Genomic DNA, 18,329 nt, shown 5'->3' on the forward strand with positions numbered 1-18,329 from the left:
AGTGAAAGAGACCTGAAACCGAACGCTTACAAGCAGTCGGAGCCCTGGGCGCGAGCTTTGGGGTGACGGCGTACCTTTTGTATAATGGGTCCGCGAGTTCGTGTTGGCAGCAAGCTTAAGCCGTGAGGTGTAGGCGCAGCGAAAGCGAGTCTGACAAGGGCGCTTGAGTTGCCGGCATGAGACCCGAAACCGAGTGATCTAGCCATGGCCAGGCTGAAGGTGCGGTAACACGCACTGGAGGGCCGAACCCACGCCTGTTGAAAAAGTCGGGGATGAGCTGTGGCTAGGGGTGAAAGGCCAATCAAACTCGGAAATAGCTGGTTCTCCGCGAAATCTATTGAGGTAGATCGTCAGGTGTTTACCGCCGGAGGTAGAGCACCGGAAGGGCTAGGGGGGCCCAAAGCCCTACCAAACCCTACCGAACTCCGAATGCCGGTGAGTATAGCCTGGCAGACAGACAGTGGGTGCTAAGGTCCATTGTCGAGAGGGAAACAGCCCAGACCACCGTCTAAGGCCCCTAATTCGTGGCTAAGTGGGAAAGCATGTGGGACGGCCAAAACAACCAGGAGGTTGGCTTAGAAGCAGCCATCCTTTAAAGAAAGCGTAATAGCTCACTGGTCTAATAGCTGTTCTGCGGCGAAAATGTAACGGGGCTCAAGCCACGAGCCGAAGACGTGGGTTACGACGATCCTAGCGGATCGCGTAGCGGTAGCGGAGCGTTCCCTAGGCCTGCGAAGGGATACGGGTGACCGGTCCTGGAGGTATGGGAAGTGCGAATGCGGACATGAGTAGCGACAAAGAGGGTGAGAACCCCTCTCGCCGAAAGTCCAAGGGTTCCTGCGCAAGGCCAATCCGCGCAGGGTGAGCCGGCCCCTAAGGCGAGGGCGACAGCCGTAGCCGATGGAAACAGGGTGAATATTCCCTGGCCCCCCAGATGTGACGACCTTGAAGCGCGGTCTCCTCTTATTGGATTGAGGGGGCAGGTGGATGGGTCCAGGAAACAGCACTGGGATTATGGACCGTACCCGAAACCGACACAGGTGGACTGGTTGAGTATACCGAGGCGCTTGAGAGAACCATGCTGAAGGAACTAGGCAAATTGCTCGCGTAACTTCGGGATAAGCGAGACCCCATGGCGCGCAAGCGTTGTGGGGTGGCACAGACCAGGGGGTGGCGACTGTTTAGTAAAAACACAGGGCTCTGCGAAATCGAGAGATGACGTATAGGGTCTGACGCCTGCCCGGTGCCGGAAGGTTAAAGGGAGAGGTGAGAGCCTTGAACTGAAGCCCCGGTAAACGGCGGCCGTAACTATAACGGTCCTAAGGTAGCGAAATTCCTTGTCGGGTAAGTTCCGACCTGCACGAATGGCGTAACGACCTCCCCACTGTCTCCAGCATGGACTCAGCGAAATTGAATTCCCCGTGAAGATGCGGGGTACCCGTGGTCAGACGGAAAGACCCTATGAACCTTTACTGCAGCTTGGCAGTGGCGCCAGGAAGGGACTGTGTAGGATAGGTGGGAGCCGATGAAGCCGGGGCGCTAGCCTTGGTGGAGGCAACCTTGAAATACCACCCTGTGCCTTTCTGGCGTCTAACCGAACCCCGTTAGCCGGGGTCGGGACCCTGCCTGGTGGGCAGTTTGACTGGGGCGGTCGCCTCCCAAAGTGTAACGGAGGCGCGCGATGGTGGGCTCAGGCCGGTCGGACATCGGCTGTTGAGTGCAAAGGCACAAGCCCGCCTGACTGCGAGCGCGACAGCGCGAGCAGAGACGAAAGTCGGCCTTAGTGATCCGGTGGTCCCGCGTGGAAGGGCCATCGCTCAACGGATAAAAGGTACTCTAGGGATAACAGGCTGATCTCCCCCAAGAGTCCACATCGACGGGGAGGTTTGGCACCTCGATGTCGGCTCATCGCATCCCGGGGCTGGAGCAGGTCCCAAGGGTTCGGCTGTTCGCCGATTAAAGCGGTACGTGAGCTGGGTTTAGAACGTCGTGAGACAGTTCGGTCCCTATCTGCCATGGGTGTTGGAGACTTGAGAGGATCTGTCCCTAGTACGAGAGGACCGGGATGGACGCACCTCTGGTGCACCGGTTGTCACGCCAGTGGCATCGCCGGGTAGCTAAGTGCGGAACGGATAACCGCTGAAGGCATCTAAGCGGGAAACCAGCCTCAAGACGAGGTCTCCCCAAGGGCCGTGATAGACCATCACGTTGATAGGCCGCAGGTGGAAGCTTGGTAACAAGCGCAGCCGAGCGGTCCTAATCGCCCGATCGAACTCCTCAACACACGCCGCGTGAGGGCCCAAACCCTCGCCGCACGCAGCACCAACGCGCTACCCCCTCACACCTCGCCATCCTCCCCCTCACCAGGGGAACACCATCAGACGTTCCGGCCCGGTGGCCTGGTGCCTACAGCGAGTGTGCCACACCCGATCCCATCCCGAACTCGGCCGTGAAACCACCCTGCGCCTATGGTACTGTGTCCTAAGACACGGGAGAGTCGGTCGGCGCCAGACCACCNTGGAAGCTTGGTAACAAGCGCAGCCGAGCGGTCCTAATCGCCCGATCGAACTCCTCAACACACGCCGCGTGAGGGCCCAAACCCTCGCCGCACGCAGCACCAACGCGCTACCCCCTCACACCTCGCCATCCTCCCCCTCACCAGGGGAACACCATCAGACGTTCCGGCCCGGTGGCCTGGTGCCTACAGCGAGTGTGCCACACCCGATCCCATCCCGAACTCGGCCGTGAAACCACCCTGCGCCTATGGTACTGTGTCCTAAGACACGGGAGAGTCGGTCGGCGCCAGACCACCCGACTGGAACGTCTCGATACAACTCACCTTACCCCAGAACACCGCGTCCGGCCCAAGCCCGGCGCACCGCAGAACCCCCGCCGGCGCAAGCCAGCGGGGGTTCCGCGCTTGAGGCGCATCAGCGCGGCAGTTGCGACACGAGGCGGAAGCGTTGCGCGCGCTTGCCCGTGTCCACCTCCGTGGTGAAGACGTTGCCGCGGCTATCGACGGCCATGTTGTGGACCCAGTGGAACTCGCCCGCGTTCCGCCCGCTGCGGCCGAAGCGGCCGATGATCTCTCCCGCCTCGCGGGCGAGCAGCCAGACGGTGTTGTTCGAGCCATCCGCCGCCAGGAGGACCGATTCAGCGCGATCCGGCAGGAAGTCGATATCCCAGACCGACCCGCTGCCGAGCGTCGAGGTGGCGACGAGGATCTCCCGCACGAAGGTGCCGTCCCGGCGGAACACCTGGATCCGGTCGTTGCCGCGGTCGCAGACATAGACGAGGCCGTCCCGGGCCAGGCGCACGCAGTGGACGGGGTTGGCAAAGCTCGCGGAGGGCGACTGCCCCGCGACATAGGCGGGCAGGGGGGCGTCGGCCGGCGGCGGGCGCCCATAGGCGCCCCAGTGGCGCAGGTAGGCGCCGGTCGTGGCGTTGAAGACGATCACGCGCCGGTTCTGGTAGCCGTCGGCGACGAACACCTCGTCCGTGGCGAGGTCCACCTCGACGTCGGCGGGACGGCCGAGGCGCTGCGTGTCGTTGCTGCCCCCCGTCTCGCCGGTGACGCCGATCTGCAGCAGGAACCAGCCGTCGCGGGTGAACTTCAGCAGGACGTGGTCGCTGTTGCCGTTCCCGGCGACCCAGACGTTGTCGGCGGCGTCGACGTAGATGCCGTGCTCGTTCGCCGGCCAGGACGGATGGTGGCCGGGCCCGCCCCAGGCCTGCACGACGTTGCCGTCCGGGTCGAACTCGATGACGGAAGGGGCGGGGACGCAGCACTCGGAGCGGGGCGGCACCAGCGTCGCCCCGCGCTCGTCCTCCGTCATGGTGCGCGGGCGGTGGACGACCCAGACGTGGTCGCGCCGGTCCACGGCCACGCCGGCCGCCTGGCCGATGCCCCAGTTGTTCGGCAGTGTCTTCGGCCAGTGCGGATCGACCTGGTAGGTCGGCGCCGGCGGGGCCTGCGCGAGGCATGGCGGCGCGGCGGCCAGCGCGGCGAGGGCGGCGCAGGCGAGGACGAGGCGGTGGAGCACGGACGGGACCTCCCCGGGGCGTCCTGCCCCGTTTCGCCGCCGAGGCTCCCCCCGCGGCCCCCGCCCGGTCAAGCGCGCCATCCTGCCCCGGCCGCCGCGCCGTTCACCGTTTCGACAGGCTTCCCGCGCATCATGGGCCCTGGTGGCGGGCGTTCCGGAACGTCCCGTCCGGAGATGACGGGGAACCCTTGATGAGCCTTTCCACCCAAGACGCCCTCTCCGTTCCGGCCGCCCAGGACGGCGGCCTTCGCGCGCCGCCGGCGGGCACGGCCGATCCCGGCCTGTTCGACTGGCTCTCGACGGCGACCGCGGCGGAACTCGATTCGCTCCCCTTCGGCGTCATCTCCATGTCGCTCGACGCCACGGTCGAGCACTACAACGCGATGGAGGGGAAGCTCGCCGGCCTCACGCCCGGCCGCGTCGTGGGACGGAACTTCTTCACGAGCGTCGCGCCCTGCATGAACAACGCGATGGTCGCGGGGCGCTTCGCGGAGGAGGCGGAGATCGACGCGATCATCGACTACGTCCTCACGCTCCGCATGGCGCCGCAACGGGTGAAGCTCCGCCTGCTCAAACGGCAGGACGCGAAGCGGATGTACGTGGTCGTGGAGAGGCGGAGCTGACATGTCGGAGACCGCAGAGCTAGAGCCCGAGGCTCAATCCGCCTACGAGGCGCTGATCGAGTTCCTCTACCTGGCGCCGGTCGGGATCGTGAAGTTCCGCCCGGACGGCACGATCGACATGGCGAACCCAACCGCCGCGCAGCTGCTGATCCCGCTGGCCGCGGACGGCGACATGTCGGACCTCTACCGCCTCTTCGCGACGGTGGCCCCCGACCTGCGCTCGCATGTCGAGCGGTTCCAGTCGCCGGCGGGGCAGATCTTCGACCAGATGCAGCTGGCGGTGCCGGGCTCGCGCACCATCCTCATGCTCGACATCAACAAGATCAACGACACGACCCTGATGGCGGTGGTGCAGAACATCACCGACCTGACGGAGGCGCGGCGGGAGGTGGTCCGGCGGACGGAGGCGCAGCGCCTTCTCGCCTCCGTCTTCATGCGGCTGACGACCCCGGTCGTGATCAACCGGGCCGACGGCTTCATCCTGCTGACCAACATGGCCTTCCAGAATCTCATCGGTTACGACGCGAAGAGCCTTGTCGGCCTGAACATCGACGCCCTTCTCCCGCCCGATCCCTCCGGCGCCGCGGAGGCCGCGCGGATGCAGCAGGCGCTGGACGGGAAGCCCTACGAGGTCGACATCGAGCTCGTCGCGAAGGATGGCACCCGCCTGACCGCCACGATGAACTCGGCGCTGCTCGACGAGTCGGAGTCGAAGCACCTCCGGGTGATCACCCTCGCCCCGCACCCCTTGCCGCGCGGCGCGCTGGAGGGCGGCGTGCCGGCGCGGACCTGCGTCCAGGGGGTCAGCCAGGTGCGGACGATCAGCCTAGCGCCGATCAGCAAGGCCATCGGCGCCGACTGGGCGCACATCTCGTCCCGCGCGATGATGCTGACGGAGGCAATCATCAAGCCGATGCTCGGGCCGTCGGACATCCTCAAGCGCGGCAAGAACGACTGCTTCATCGTCTGGTTCGCGGAGGGAGAGCCGGCGCAGCACAACCTCACCCTCGCCCGCGCGACCCAGGCGGTGCGGACGGTCTTCATGACCCAGTTCGGCACGCGCGTGGCCGAGCGGGTGAGGGCCGCGACGGTCGGGTGACCGCCGGCCCTTGGTCGCCTTGGCAAGGAAGGGCGCGGGCCGGAGGCGCTAGGCGACGGAGGGCAGGAGCTCGGCGTTGAAGGACCGGCCGAAGCCGTGGTTACGGTGCGTCAGGTCATCGGCCACGGCGTGCCGCAGGAGGTGGTCGAAGTCGCCGGTCAGGTTGCGCCACGCGTAGTGCTGGCCGACATGGGCGCGCGCCTCATCGCCCATTCGGGCGGCAAGGTCGGGAGAATCGAAGAGGCGGATCACGGCCTCCGCGAGTTCCGCCGCGCCGGACTGCACGAGGTCCTCATGCCCTTCGGGAACCTTGAGACCGTTCACCGCGAGGGGCGTCAGCACCACCGGGCGCGAGGCGGCCCAGGCTTCCAGCACCTTGTTCTTCACGCCGACGCCCCCGCGCATCGGCGCGATCGAGAGCCAGGAGCGGGCGAGCACGGCGTTCATGTCGGGCACGTTCGCCAGCACGTCGAGCCCCTCCACGGCGCGGAGCGCCAGGATCTCGGGCGTGGGGTTCCGCCCCGCGATCAGCAACTGGGCGTCGGGGCGTGCCGCCCGCACGCGCGGCCAGATGTCGCGCGCGAGGAAGAGCGCCGCGTCGACGTTCGGCTCGAAGTCGAGGGTCCCGATGAAGGAGAGCGTCGGCTGCGGCGCGCGCGCGCCCCCGGCTCCCCGCTCCGGCAGCAGGACGCCGTTCGGGACGACGTGGACGTTCTCCTCACGCCCGAGCCAGCGCAGCCAGGCGGCGTCGCGCTCGCCGGCGCAGATGACCGAGGAGAAGCTCTTCACCGTCCGGCGGGAGTAGTAGGCGGACACGCCCAGTTCCCGCAGCTTCCGGTAGCGGCCGCGCAGGTCCGGGTCGATCAGGAACCCGCTCCAGAGGTCGAGGGGCACGCAGTCGATGAGGTCGACGACCCCGGCGGGCAGCTGCGGCGCGTCGAACCAGGCGCCCTCCGCGCCACGCCAGACGACCGCGCGGCGGGGGCGGGAGAGCTCGATCGCCTGGTCGATCGCGGCCTTCAGCGGCTGCTGGTCGAAGCGCCAGGGATAGGCGTGGACCGTGCCCTCGAGCTGGTAAGGAATGAAGCGCTCGAGGTCAAACGGGGGCGGCTCGCCGCCCTCGCTGGGGAGCGAGACGAGCGTGATCGACCAGACGCGCGACAGTTCCTGCAGGAGGTGGAAGACGCGGAGGGTGTAGCCGTTCGTCACCGGCCACGGGGCCGTCGTGCAGACAGCCAGAAGGGACGGACGTTCGGTGCTCACGAAAAGTTCAGCTCCAGTTCCGGCCCGACCTTCATCCCGGACGCCGGGCGTCTGCCATGAGGCTCGCCGAGCCGTCTGTTGCGCCAAGCTGGGGGTGTTAACGGCTAAATCCATCCCCGAACAACTGACGTGTTGGTGTGGCACCTTGATAACCTCGCTGCCATCGCCGGTGGCGCGGGCTGCGATCCGTCGCTCGATTTGGGCGATTGCACTCTCCGGCCCACTCGCCGGGCGGGATGGGTTGGAACCGCTTCTGTCCGGCGGTTGCCCAGGCGTGGTGCGGCTCGCCCAGCCTCCCGTATCGATCCCTTCGGAATGCCGCAATTCCACCAGTGCCCCCGTTCACGCGTTCCGCCAAGCGATCGAATAACCTCCGGGGGCGGCGGACGTTGTGGGGGGATCAAACAAAATCAGGAATTTTCCCGCATGGATGTGCCGTGCCCGCCCGTCGTCGACGTCGTCATGACGGCCTACAACAGCGCGCGCACCATCGAGCGCTCGATCGCCTCCCTCCAGCGGCAGAGCCTTCGCAACATCCGGATCATCGTGGTCGACGACGCCTCGACCGACGACACCGCCGTCATCGTGGCGCGCCTCGCCGCCGGGGACCCGCGGATCGAGCTGGTCCGCCAGCCCGTGAACCGGCGCATCGTCGGGGCGGCCAACGAGGGGCTGTCGCTCTGCCGCGCCCCCTATGTCGCGCGCCAGGACTCCGACGACCTCTCCCTTCCGGAACGCCTGGCGACCGAGGTCGCCTACCTCGACGCGAACCCCGATTGCGTGGCGGTCAGCGCCTACGCGCGCCAGGTCGACGAGACCGGGCGGTTCCTGGGCACGCTCTCGCGCCCGGCGCCGCCGGCGGAGGCGGACCCGCGCTGGTTCCCCTCGCGTGAGCCCTACCTCATGCACCCCTTCCTCCTCGCCCGGCGCGAGGCCTTGGAGGCGGTCGGGGGCTACCGGCACGTCTTCTACGCGGAGGATACCGATCTCTACTGGCGCCTGCGGGAGATCGGGCGGCTGCACACCATCCCCGCCATCATGGGCGACTACACGATCCACGCGGGCAGCATCACGGGGCGCTCGCCGCTCAACGGGCGGGTGAGCGCGGTCAACTCCCAGCTCTCGGCCCTCTCCAGCCTGCGTCGCGAGCAGGGGCGCCCGGACCTGTCCTTCCCGGCGGAGCGGCTGGCCGAGTACGAGGCGGCGGAGACGGTCGAGGAGATGCTGGTGGTGGCGGGGTCGCAGCTCGCGGGGGAGGAGCGCGACTACCTCCGCCTCGCCGTCGCGGCGAAGCTTGTGGAGGTCGCGGCCTACCGGCCCTACTTCCTCGCGCCGGCCGACTGCAGCTTCGTCCGCCGCACGATCACGCGGAACTGGCGGCGGCTGCACCGGGGCAACGCGTCGGTCCTTCGGAACGAGCTCGTCTCCCTCGGCACGAAGCTCCTGTACAACCGGCGCTTCCGCGACCTCGTGACGCTCTTGCCGGCCTCGCTGCTCGGGAGCGCGGTCGGGCGGGTCGCGTCCTACACCCTGCGCCACCGCCTGGCCCGGCTGGGCGCGGCCTCGGCCTGACCCCGGGGTCCCCGCGGGGCGCCGCGGGACCGGCTCGCCCTCAGGTGCGCGTCAGGGCCTTCGCGGCGGGCTTGCGGAGGACGCGCTTCCTCCAGCTCTCCGTCACCCGCTCCTTCAGGGCCTTGGAGAGGACGGGCCAGTAGACCGAGGAGGGGACGCGCCGGATGCGGCGGCGCACCTTGCTGCCGGGGATGAAGTAGTTCTCGGGCGGCCAGAGGTGCTTCATCGTGTGGACGATGTAGCGGTTCGGGTCGAGCACGGGGTGGACGAAGGCCTGGCCCGTCATCTCGCCGAGGTCGGTCTCGACGTAGGAGGGGCGCCACTCGTAGTGGTCGAGCGGCCCGAACTCCGACAGCTCCCCCATCCGGAAGCCGCCGAGGGCGAGCTCCGTCGGGATATAGGCCTCGCAGAAGGGCCAGCGGCGGATCTCGCCGCGCTCGAAGGCCCGGGAGTGCTCCTTTCTTCGCGCGAAGAGATGGGACACCGCCGCCCGGGAGAAGAGCGCGATGCAGATCAGCCGTTGCTGGATGTCCTCGAGCCGGTAGAGGTCGAGGCAGCCGTCCGTGAAGTTCCAGCCGATGTCGGGGTGGACGGTGGTGAGGCCGATGAAGTCGTAGCCCTTCTCCACGGAGCGCGCGACCATCTCGCCCATGTCGCGGTTCGCGGCCACGTCGTACTCGACCATGATGTAGTGGTCGAAGTCCGGGAAGCGCTCGAAGAAGACGTAGAGCGAGTAGTCCCCGTTGAACCAGAGGAAGTTGCCCGTCCCCGCCTTGGCCAGGCCGAGGGCGAGGAGGTCGTTCTCGGTGTAGCGGACGACGTTGTCGTGGGGGATGGGGACCGCCCCGTTCGTCTCGTCGACGAGGATGAAGACCTCGCCGCCGCGGGAGCGCTCCACCAGGCGCCTGTACTGGCGCTCCGCGAAGTCGTCCCAGAAGTGGGTCCGGAACAACACCGCGAAACGGCTCTCGCCGGGCGCCTTCATGGCCATGCTGGGGAGGATCCTCGTCATCGAACGGCCGGTGCCCTGCTGCCCCGGCCCCGGGGCGGCCCGCGCGGGCGCCCTTACCCCGTCCCGCGCGGCGAGCGCGGGCGATGGGCCCGGGCGGCGAGGCGGAGCGGCGAAGCTATAACGTGGCGCCCGCGGGCCCGGTGATCAAAAACCGGAGGGCAGGGTCGAAACATTCGGCCGCCCGGCAGGTGAAGGCGCCCGCCTACGGTATCGTGATCCTTTCGGCGGCGCCGCGAGCATTTCGAGGCTTCACCCCCGGCGGCTGGCGTTGTTTGAGGTGTCCATCGCGTCCCGGCGCGCCGCCTTCGCGGCCCCCCGCGGGTCCTGGGCGGCGCGGCCTGTGTTGGAAGATGCAACGAAGCGCCGGGCGCGGGATTGATCCGGCAGCGGGCACGGCGACCTTCAAGGCCGGGCAGGGGCACGGGATCACACGCCGGACGGCGACGGAACACCCGCTTCGCGGCCCGGGAACTCCCGGGCGGCGAGGGGGAGAGCAAGGGCACAAGGATGGCGTTGGACACGACCGAGGAGCGGAGCGGGGCGATGGAGGCGGGGAGCGCGGGCGGCGCGCTCCGCCTGCAGCGCGTCCCGCTGGACCGTCCGGCCGCGCTGCGCGACCTCTACTGGCGGGCCGGGCGCGACGGGCGCCCCGCGCCGGAGGCCGTCGCCCCCGGCGCGCGCGGCGGGCTTCGGGTCGAGGCCGGCGCGACCGCCGCCTTCGACACCTATTTCGGCGCCTTCTTCGAGCATCACTGGCGGCGGCACACCCCCCTCACGGCCTTCAGCCTGTCGGTCGAGGTCGAGGGGCGGGCGCGGCTGATGCTCTGGCGCCTGACGACCCACGGGGAGGAGCCGATGCTCCTCCACGACGGCACGGCGGAGGGGCGGGCGGAGATCGCCATCCCCCAGGACGCCGCGAACTTCCGCCAGGCCGGGATGGTCTGGTTCGAGCTGACCGCGCTGGACGGCCCGGCGGTGCTGCACTCCGCGGAATGGCTCGCGCCCGGCGCGGCGCCGCGGCCGGTCGGGCTCGCCGTCGTCATCTGCACCTTCAACCGCGAGGACGACCTCGCCAAGGTGCTGGCCGAGGTCGCCGGCGACCCCGAGCTGCGCGCGGAGGGGAGGGGGCTCGAGCGGGTCTTCGTGGTGAACCAGGGGCGCCCGGGCCTGCTCGGCCACCCGGGGATCGCCCCCCAGGCCGCGCGCCTCGAGGGCGTGCTGCGCGTGGTGGAGCAGGGGAACTTCGGCGGCGCCGGCGGCTTCGGCCGGGGCCTGCTCGAGGCGCTGGACGATCCCGCGGTCACCCACGTCGCCTTCATCGACGACGACGTCCGGCTCGAGCCGGAGAGCCTTCTCCGCATGGCGTCCTTCTTCGCGGTCTCGGAGGGGCAGGAGTGCCTCGGCGGCCAGATGCTGGACGGCATCCGCCCGACGACCCTCTACGAGGGCGGCGCGATCGTGCGGGACAACTGGGCCGTCCACGCGCTGAGCCACCAGCTCGACCTGCGCTCGCGCGCGGTGCTGGCGGGGCTGCTGGAGGTGCAGGCCATGCACTACAACGGCTGGTGGTGCTTCGCCTTCCCCAAGCGCCTCGTCGCCGAGCACGGCATGCCGCTGCCCTGCTTCATCCGGGGCGACGACCTCGAATGGGGCCTGCGCCTGCACGACGCGGGGGTCCCGACCGTGCCGCTGCCGGGGGTGAGCATCTGGCACGAGCCCTTCTACATGAAGCGGAACGGCTGGCAGATCTACTACGAGACGCGCAACACCCTCATCTGCGCGGCGCTGCACATGAACTTCGCGCCCCGGCACGCGGCGACGCAGGTTCTCTCGCAGCTCATGACCTACCTGCTGACCTACCGCTACTACGCGGCGGCGCTGGTGATCCGGGGCGTGGAGGACTTCCTGCGCGGTCCCGCCATCCTGGACGAGGACCCGGCGGCGCTGCACGCCTCCCTCGGCGAGCTGCGGCTCCTCCACCCCGAGGGGTCGGTGCCGCGGGAGAGGGTGCTCTGGGACGCCTCGCTGGCCGAGGTGCCGCGGTCGCGCCGCCGGCACGGCACCGCCCTGGTGAAGGCCCTCTGGCGGAACTGGTCGGCGCCCACCGGCCCCGAGGCGCGGCCCCGCCGGGTGCCGGTGCGCGACCTCATCTGGTACCGGATCCCCGGCTCGGACGCGGTGGCTCTCGAGACCTACTGGGACCGGGAGCTGCCGGTCTTCCGGCGGGACCGGGCGCGGTTCCGCACCCTTCTCCGCGCGGGCCTGCGCGCCGTGCGGGCGCTCTACCGGGCCGCGCCGGGGCTGCGCGCCGAGTGGCGGCGGGAGAGGCCGCGGATCACCTCGGTCGCGCATTGGCGCGCCTATCTCGGGCTGCCCCCGCGTGGCTGACGGCGCGGCGGCCGGGAGGGCGGGGCGGTGAAGGTCTCGGTCATCTGCCCGGTCTTCAACACCGGGCCCTCCGTCCTGGCCTCCGCTATCGGGACGGTGCTGGGCCAGGAAGGGGAGCACGAGATCCAGCTCGTCCTCGTCAACGACGGCTCGACCGACCCGGCGACGGGGGCGGCCCTTCGGGAGGCCGCGCGCGACGGGCGCGTGCTGGTGGTGGACCAGCCCCGCAACGCCGGGCCCTCGGCCGCGCGCTCGGCCGGCATCGCCCGGGCGGCGCATGACTGGATCGGCTTCATCGACTCCGACGACCTCTGGCCGGCCGGCAAGCTCGACCAGACCGAGGCGGTGCTACGGGAGCGGCCGGACTCGCGCTGGATCGGCGGCGCCTTCACGACGCTGCTGCCCGGCGACCGGACCACGCCGAGCCGCCTGCTGACGGAGGACTGCGCGCCCGCCGAGGCCGGCGCCAGCGCCCAGCGCCTAGTGGCGCCGGCCTCCACCCGCGCGCTGGTGGGGGCCTGGCACCCGCTCGGCTCAAGCCTGTTCCAGAAGGCGCTTCTCGAGGAGGCCGGCGGCTTCGACCCGCGCCTTCTCTACGGCGAGGACTGGCTGCTCTGCCTGCGCGCCTCCACCCTCGCGCCGATCGACTACGTCGAGGCCCCGACCTATGTCCTGCGGCGGCAGGGGGAGAGCCTCATGCGCTCCCCGCGGCGGCTGTCGCGCCGGGCGGTGGAGGGAATCGAGGCGGCGCGGCGCGACCCGCTGCTGCGGGCGGCGCGGCGGGAGCTCCGCTGGCAGGCCTACGCCTCCTACAAGGACGTGGCCATGAACAACGCGCTGAACGGCCGCCCCGTCCGCGGCCTCGGCTTCGCGCTGCGCGCCCTGATGACCGACCCGCGGGAGTTCGGGGAGTTCTCGCTCTTCCTCCGCCTGCTCCGCGCCCCCCGCGCGGCGAGGCCAGCGGGCTTCGCGCGCTACAGCACGGGGGAGCAGCTCGAGCTGCAGCGGATCAGCCGGCTGCGGTAGCCCAGCCGGCACGGCGCGGGCGGGCGCCGGGCAACAACAAGCCTGTTACTTTCCCTCCGGTCGTTTCGACGCTATCCCCGCCGCACGGGATTTCCTCTCGGCTCCGAACCGAAGCCGGGCGCGCGCCGGGCCCTGGCTCGCCGGCAGGCCGGGGAGGCCGTGGTCGGAAAGGATGAGCTTCCTTGGTCTCCGTGCGGCGCAGCCTGGCCTGGATGAGTCTCGGCCAGGGCAGCCTCTTTGTCCTTCAGTTCGGCGTCATGGTGGTCGTCGCCCGGTTGCTGACCCCCTACGACATGGGCGTCTTCGCGGTGGCCGTGGCGATCGTCGGGCTGCTCTCGACCATCCGCTCCCTCGGCCTGCAGGGCTACATCGTCCGGGCGCCGGACCTGGCCCCGCCCCTGGTGGCGACCGTTTTCACCATCAACGCGGCGCTCGCGGTCCTCGTCGCCCTGGCGATCGCCGGCCTTGCCCAGCTCGGCGGCGCGCTGCTGGGCGACCCGAGCGTGCAGCGCCTGCTCCTCGCCATGGTGGTGGTGCCGCTCCTCAACATCTTCGAGATCCTGCCGGGCGCCTATATCGAGCGGCGCGGCGACTTCCGCTCCGTCGCGTTCATCAACGTCACGCGCTACGGGACGGCGAACCTGGCGGTGCTGGGCTTTGCCCTCGCCGGGCACAGCTACATGAGCCTTGCCTACGGGCAGATCATCAGCGCCGTCGTCGCCATGGTGCTGACCAACGCCATCGGCTGGCGCCACGTCTCGCTCCGCCTCGGGCTGGACCAGTGGCGCGAGGTCACGCGCTATGGCACCCAGATGCTGACGATCTCGGGCGTCAACCTCCTGGCGAACCGCGTCTCGGAGATCGTCCTCGGCCGGGTGCTGGGGCTGGAGGCGCTCGGCCTCTACACGCGGGCCTCGGGCGTCACGGGCATGCTGTGGGAGAACCTGCACGTCGTCCTCATGCGCGTCCTCTTCGTGGACTTCGCGGAGCAGCGGCGGCAGGGGCGGTCGCTGCGCGAGCCCTACCTGGGCATCGTCGGGAACCTGACGGCCGTCCTCTGGCCCATGCTGATCGGGCTCGCGGTGGTCTCCGGCCCGGCGATGACGCTTCTCTACGGGCCGAACTGGACGGCCTCGGCCCTCCCGCTCTCCATCCTCTGCGTCTCCATGGCGCTCTGGGTGCCGATGGCCATGACGGGGGAGATCCTGGTGGTGTGCCACGAGACCGCGCGGCAGAGCCGCTACGAGCTCATCCGCGCCCCGGTCGGCCTGCTGCTCTTCACCGCCGGCTGCTTCGTCAGCATCGTCGCCGCGGCGGCCGCCCGCCTTCTCGAGACGGTCTTCACCATCCTTCTCTACCGCTCCCATGTGGAGCGGCTGACGGAGACGCGCTGGGCCGACTACGTGCCCATCCTCTCGCGGAGCGGCTTCCTGACGGGGGTCGCGGTGCTGCCGGCCGCGATGGTGATGGCCGCGCATGGCTGGGCCGCGACGACCCCCATCGCCCTCGTGGCGACGGCGATCGGCGTCGGCGTCCTCGGATGGCTCGTCACGCTCCGGGCGCTCCGGCACCCGCTCTTCGACGAGGGGATGCGCCTCCTCGCCCGCTTCCGCCCGGCCTGAGAGGGGCGGCCGCAAAAAGGAACGGCCCGCGTCTTCCGACGCGGGCCGCCCCCGAAGGCCTCGTTGATCCGGGGATCAGACCGAGTAGTACATCTCGAACTCGACGGGGTGCGGGGTGTGCTCGAACCGGTACACGTCCTGCCACTTCAGCTCGATGTAGCTCTCGATCTGGTCCTTCGAGAAGACGTCGCCGGTCAGCAGGTACTCGTGGTCGGCCTCGAGGGACTGCAGGGCCTCGCGGAGCGAGCCGCAGACGGTCGGGATGCCCTTCAGCTCGTCCGGCGGCAGGTCATAGAGGTCCTTGTCCATCGGCTCGCCCGGATGGATCTTGTTCTTGATGCCGTCCAGCCCCGCCATGAGCATGGCGGCGAAGGCGAGGTAGGGGTTCGCGCCCGGATCCGGGAAGCGGACCTCGACGCGCTTGGCCTTCGGGCTCGTCGCGTAGGGGATGCGGCAGGAGGCGGAGCGGTTGCGGGCCGAGTAGGCCAGCAGCACGGGGGCCTCGAAGCCCGGGATCAGCCGCTTGTAGGAGTTGGTCAGCGGGTTGGTGAAGGCATTCAGCGACTTCGCGTGCTTGATGATGCCGCCGATGTACCACAGCGCGTGGTCGGACAGGTCCGCGTAGCCGTTGCCGGCGAAGAGCGGCTTGCCATCCTTCCAGATGGACTGGTGGACGTGCATGCCCGAGCCGTTGTCGCCGTAGATCGGCTTCGGCATGAAGGTCGCCGTCTTGCCGTAGGAATGGGCGACGTTGTGGATGCAGTACTTGTAGATCTGCATGTGGTCGGCCTGGGTGATCAGCGGGCCGAACTTGGTGCCGAGCTCGTGCTGGGACTGCGCGACCTCGTGGTGGTGCTTCTCGCCGAGGACGCCCATCTCCATCATGGTGGAGAGCATCTCGGCGCGGAGGTCGACCTCGGAGTCCACGGGGTTGACCGGGAAGTAGCCGCCCTTCACGCCGGGGCGGTGGCCCATGTTCCCCTCGGGGAAGTCCTTCATGGAGGCGCCCGGGCCCTCGCCGCTCTCGAGCTTGTAGTGGCCGTAGTTGCCGCCCGTGCCGAACTTCACGTCGTCGAACACGAAGAACTCGGCCTCGGGGCCGAAGAAGGCGGTGTCGCCGATGCCGGAGGACTTGAGGTAGGCCTCGGCCTTCTTCGCCGTGCCGCGGGGGTCACGGGAGTAGAGCTGGCCGGTCGAGGGCTCGATGATGTCGCAGAAGAGGATCAGCTGCGGCTTCGCGCTGAAGGGGTCCATGCACGCGTTCAGCGTGTCCGGCATGAGGATCATGTCGGACTCGTTGATCGCCTTCCAGCCGGCGATCGACGAGCCGTCGAACATGATGCCCTCGGAAAAGGTGTCCTCCTCGATGGTGGAGACGTGCTGGGCGGTGTGCTGCCACTTGCCCTTCGGGTCCGTGAACCGGAAGTCCACGTACTCGACGCTGTTCTCCTTGATCATCTCCATCACCTTGGAGACGCTTTCCTTGTCATTCGCCATTGAATGGCCCCTGTTGAGCTGAGCGTTAAACTTGCGGAGGCGTTCCTGCCCCGCCTGGCCCGCCCGCGCCCCCTCGGGCCAGCGGGCGGGAAAGCTGCTACACGGCCTCTTCGCCGCGCTCGCCGGTGCGGATCCGCACCACGTCCTGAACGTCCGTGATGAAGATCTTCCCGTCGCCGATCCGCCCCGTGCGCGCGGCGGCGGTGATGGCCTCCACGGCGCGCTCGGCCAAGTCGTCGGAGCAGATCACCTCGATCTTCACCTTGGGCAGGAAGTCGACGACGTATTCCGCGCCGCGGTAGAGCTCGGTGTGGCCCTTCTGGCGGCCGAAGCCCTTGGCCTCGACCACGGTCAGGCCCTGCAGACCGATCTCGTGCAGGGCGTCCTTCACCTCGTCGAGCTTGAAGGGCTTGATGATCGCTTCGATCTTTTTCATCGGCTCCGTATCCCGCGGGGCGCGGTGCACCCCGCTCCTCCCGCGTCTTGGCCGCGTCCCCCTGGCGAGGGCCGCTGGCCGGCGGACGTTGCACGGCCCGTGCCGCGCGGGCAATGCCGCAGCGAACCGATTCTGGGAAGCCCCGTCCCGGAGGGCGGGGCGGGCGGGGCAATATGCCTAGAAAAGCGGCAAATTCCCCTCGCGCGATTGCGCGCGGCCCCCGCGCGCCCCATCATGCGGGTAGACCCTTCCGGGTGCCCTCGCCGGCGCCCTCCCGGGCCCGACCCGCGCGGACCCCGCGCCGCGACCCCATCCGGAACGTCCAGGCCGAGCATGAACGCCACCGCCAACCCACCGCTGAAGCCCCAGAACGCGCTTCTCTCCTCCACCGGGACCACGGTCTTCACCGTCATGTCGGCGCTGGCCGTGCAGCACGGGGCGATCAACCTCGGCCAGGGCTTCCCCGACTACGAGGGGCCGGAGCCGGTGCTGCGCGCCGCGGCCGAGGCGCTGCTCGACCACCGCAACCAGTACCCGCCGCTGACCGGCGTCCCCGAGCTCCGCGGGGCGGTCGCGGAGGCGAACCGCCGCTTCTACGGCCTCGAGATCGACCCGGTGTCGGAGGTGGTGGTCACCTCCGGCGCGACGGAGGCCATCACCGCCTGCCTCATGGCCGTGCTGGACCCCGGCGACGAGTGCGTGCTGATCGAGCCGCTCTACGACACCTACCTGCCGGTGGTGCGGATGCTCGGCGCCGTGCCGAAGCTCGTGCGCCTGACGCCGCCGAAGTGGGAGCTGCCGCGGGCGGAGCTGGCCGCCGCCTTCGGGCCGCGGACGAAGGCGATCCTGCTCAACTCCCCCATGAACCCGGCCGGCAAGGTCTTCACGGCGGCCGAGCTCGCCTTCGTCGCCGACCTCGTGCAGCGCCACGGCGCCTACGCGGTCTGCGACGAGGTCTACGAGCACCTGACCTTCGACGGCTGGTCGCACATCCCGCTGATGACCCTGCCGGGGATGCGGGAGCGCTGCATGCGGATCGGCAGCGCCGGCAAGACCTTCAGCCTCACGGGCTGGAAGGTCGGCTACATCACCGCCGACAAGTCCCTCGCGCCCAACGTGGCCAAGGCGCACCAGCTGCTGACCTTCACGACGCCGCCCAACCTGCAGCGGGCGGTCGCGGTCGGGCTGGGGATGGACGACGCCTATTTCGCGGGCCTGTCCACCGCGCTGCAGGCCAAGCGGGACCGGCTGGCGGCGGGGCTCTCGGCGCTCGGTTTCGGCGTGCTGCCGACCCAGGGCTCCTACTTCGTGACCGCCGACTTCCGCCCGCTGGGCTTCGCGGGGGACGACGTGGCCTTCTGCCGCCACATCACCGAGGCCGCGAAGGTGACGGCCATCCCGGTCTCGGCCTTCTACGCCGGGGAGGGGGCGCCGACCCACTACGCCCGCTTCGCCTTCTGCAAGGACGACGCCGTGCTCGACGAGGCGCTCGGCCGCTTGGCCGCCTGGAAGGGCGCGCGGGACGCTTCCGGCGTGGGCGTGCGCGCGGCCGGCTAACAGCCCGGTTGACGGGGGGGCGTCCGGCACCCTAAACCGCGCGGCCGGCCGAGGACGGCGGCTCCGGCCGCCGGAACCCTCGGTTCCGGCGATATGGCGGCCTTAGCTCAGTTGGTAGAGCGCCACGTTGTGGTCGTGGATGTCACGGGTTCGAGCCCCGTAGGTCGCCCATTCCCCTCCGCCCGGTTTCG

12 protein-coding genes, 1 tRNA gene and 3 rRNA genes (1 of these 16 cut by a window edge) are annotated in these 18,329 nt (G+C 69.4%); 11 read left to right on the forward strand and 5 right to left on the reverse strand.

The window, feature by feature from the left end; genetic code table 11:
* The 3 genes from EAH89_RS17025 to rrf (EAH89_RS17035) all read left to right on the forward strand — a co-directional run.
* Positions 1-2,281: ribosomal RNA gene (locus EAH89_RS17025) — 23S ribosomal RNA — on the forward strand (it extends 479 nt beyond the left edge of the window).
* Between the two features lie 117 nt (positions 2,282-2,398).
* Positions 2,399-2,513: ribosomal RNA gene (gene rrf / locus EAH89_RS17030) — 5S ribosomal RNA — on the forward strand.
* 180 nt (positions 2,514-2,693) lie between these two features.
* A 5S ribosomal RNA gene (gene rrf / locus EAH89_RS17035) occupies positions 2,694-2,808 on the forward strand.
* Positions 2,809-2,930: 122 nt separating this feature from the next.
* Here rrf (EAH89_RS17035) and EAH89_RS17040 read toward each other — a convergent pair.
* Positions 2,931-4,043, reverse strand: a complete 1,113-nt coding sequence (locus EAH89_RS17040) for an NHL repeat-containing protein (protein WP_206667586.1) — start codon at positions 4,041-4,043, stop codon at positions 2,931-2,933.
* 191 nt (positions 4,044-4,234) lie between these two features.
* On the opposite strand from EAH89_RS17040, the gene EAH89_RS17045 reads away from it, so the two are divergent.
* Both EAH89_RS17045 and EAH89_RS17050 read left to right on the forward strand, forming a co-directional pair.
* Positions 4,235-4,666, forward strand: coding sequence for a PAS domain-containing protein (locus EAH89_RS17045; protein ID WP_206667587.1), 432 nt, complete (start codon positions 4,235-4,237; stop codon positions 4,664-4,666).
* Position 4,667: 1 nt separating this feature from the next.
* Positions 4,668-5,765, forward strand: a complete 1,098-nt coding sequence (locus tag EAH89_RS17050; protein ID WP_140884918.1) for a PAS domain S-box protein — start codon at positions 4,668-4,670, stop codon at positions 5,763-5,765.
* Between the two features lie 48 nt (positions 5,766-5,813).
* Here EAH89_RS17050 and EAH89_RS17055 read toward each other — a convergent pair whose 3' ends face one another.
* Positions 5,814-7,028 carry a glycosyltransferase family 4 protein gene (locus EAH89_RS17055; protein WP_161993639.1) on the reverse strand — a complete coding sequence of 405 codons (1,215 nt, stop codon included), beginning with the start codon at positions 7,026-7,028 and terminating at the stop codon, positions 5,814-5,816.
* Positions 7,029-7,454: 426 nt separating this feature from the next.
* Between EAH89_RS17055 and EAH89_RS17060 the strand changes: the two genes are divergently transcribed.
* Positions 7,455-8,600: a glycosyltransferase family 2 protein gene (locus EAH89_RS17060; RefSeq protein ID WP_161993640.1), complete on the forward strand. Its 1,146-nt coding sequence runs from the start codon at positions 7,455-7,457 to the stop codon at positions 8,598-8,600.
* A gap of 40 nt (positions 8,601-8,640) precedes the next feature.
* Here the strand turns inward: EAH89_RS17060 and EAH89_RS17065 are convergent, their stop codons facing one another.
* Positions 8,641-9,591, reverse strand: coding sequence for a hypothetical protein (locus tag EAH89_RS17065; protein WP_140884921.1), 951 nt, complete (start codon positions 9,589-9,591; stop codon positions 8,641-8,643).
* 528 nt (positions 9,592-10,119) lie between these two features.
* On the opposite strand from EAH89_RS17065, the gene EAH89_RS32660 reads away from it, so the two are divergent.
* From EAH89_RS32660 to EAH89_RS17080, 3 genes are all read left to right on the forward strand, one after another.
* Positions 10,120-12,000, forward strand: a complete 1,881-nt coding sequence (locus tag EAH89_RS32660) for a glycosyltransferase (protein ID WP_140884922.1) — start codon at positions 10,120-10,122, stop codon at positions 11,998-12,000.
* 27 nt (positions 12,001-12,027) lie between these two features.
* Positions 12,028-13,026: a glycosyltransferase family 2 protein gene (locus EAH89_RS17075; RefSeq protein ID WP_140884923.1), complete on the forward strand. Its 999-nt coding sequence runs from the start codon at positions 12,028-12,030 to the stop codon at positions 13,024-13,026.
* Between the two features lie 191 nt (positions 13,027-13,217).
* Positions 13,218-14,648: an oligosaccharide flippase family protein gene (locus tag EAH89_RS17080; protein ID WP_241667070.1), complete on the forward strand. Its 1,431-nt coding sequence runs from the start codon at positions 13,218-13,220 to the stop codon at positions 14,646-14,648.
* A 75-nt stretch (positions 14,649-14,723) separates the two neighbouring features.
* On the opposite strand, the gene glnA is transcribed toward EAH89_RS17080, so the two are convergent.
* Together glnA and EAH89_RS17090 are read right to left on the reverse strand one after the other, a co-directional pair.
* Complete coding sequence (gene glnA / locus EAH89_RS17085) at positions 14,724-16,145, reverse strand: type I glutamate--ammonia ligase (RefSeq protein ID WP_140884925.1); 1,422 nt, start codon at positions 16,143-16,145, stop codon at positions 14,724-14,726.
* A 97-nt stretch (positions 16,146-16,242) separates the two neighbouring features.
* A complete protein-coding gene (locus EAH89_RS17090) occupies positions 16,243-16,581 on the reverse strand; it encodes a P-II family nitrogen regulator (protein ID WP_073139598.1) in 339 nt (112 codons plus the stop codon).
* Positions 16,582-16,914: 333 nt separating this feature from the next.
* Between EAH89_RS17090 and EAH89_RS17095 the strand changes: the two genes are divergently transcribed.
* Both EAH89_RS17095 and EAH89_RS17100 read left to right on the forward strand, forming a co-directional pair.
* Positions 16,915-18,138, forward strand: a complete 1,224-nt coding sequence (locus EAH89_RS17095) for an aminotransferase (protein WP_140884926.1) — start codon at positions 16,915-16,917, stop codon at positions 18,136-18,138.
* Positions 18,139-18,234: 96 nt separating this feature from the next.
* Positions 18,235-18,307, forward strand: a tRNA-His gene (locus EAH89_RS17100).
* Positions 18,308-18,329: the final 22 nt, after the last annotated feature.

The sequence above is a fragment of the Muricoccus nepalensis genome, assembly GCF_006438825.1.
GTDB classification, from domain to species: Bacteria; Pseudomonadota; Alphaproteobacteria; order Acetobacterales; family Acetobacteraceae; genus Roseomonas; species Roseomonas nepalensis.

Coding starts and splice junctions, on each gene's coding strand:
- EAH89_RS17045 (WP_206667587.1), top strand. CDS start 4,235: ATGAGCCTTTCCACCCAAGACGCCCTCTCCGTTCCGGCCGCCCAGGAC.
- EAH89_RS17050 (WP_140884918.1), top strand. CDS start 4,668: ATGTCGGAGACCGCAGAGCTAGAGCCCGAGGCTCAATCCGCCTACGAG.
- EAH89_RS17060 (WP_161993640.1), top strand. CDS start 7,455: ATGGATGTGCCGTGCCCGCCCGTCGTCGACGTCGTCATGACGGCCTAC.
- EAH89_RS17065 (WP_140884921.1), bottom strand. CDS start 9,591: ATGGCCATGAAGGCGCCCGGCGAGAGCCGTTTCGCGGTGTTGTTCCGG.
- EAH89_RS32660 (WP_140884922.1), top strand. CDS start 10,120: ATGGCGTTGGACACGACCGAGGAGCGGAGCGGGGCGATGGAGGCGGGG.
- glnA (WP_140884925.1), bottom strand. CDS start 16,145: ATGGCGAATGACAAGGAAAGCGTCTCCAAGGTGATGGAGATGATCAAG.
- EAH89_RS17090 (WP_073139598.1), bottom strand. CDS start 16,581: ATGAAAAAGATCGAAGCGATCATCAAGCCCTTCAAGCTCGACGAGGTG.
- EAH89_RS17095 (WP_140884926.1), top strand. CDS start 16,915: ATGAACGCCACCGCCAACCCACCGCTGAAGCCCCAGAACGCGCTTCTC.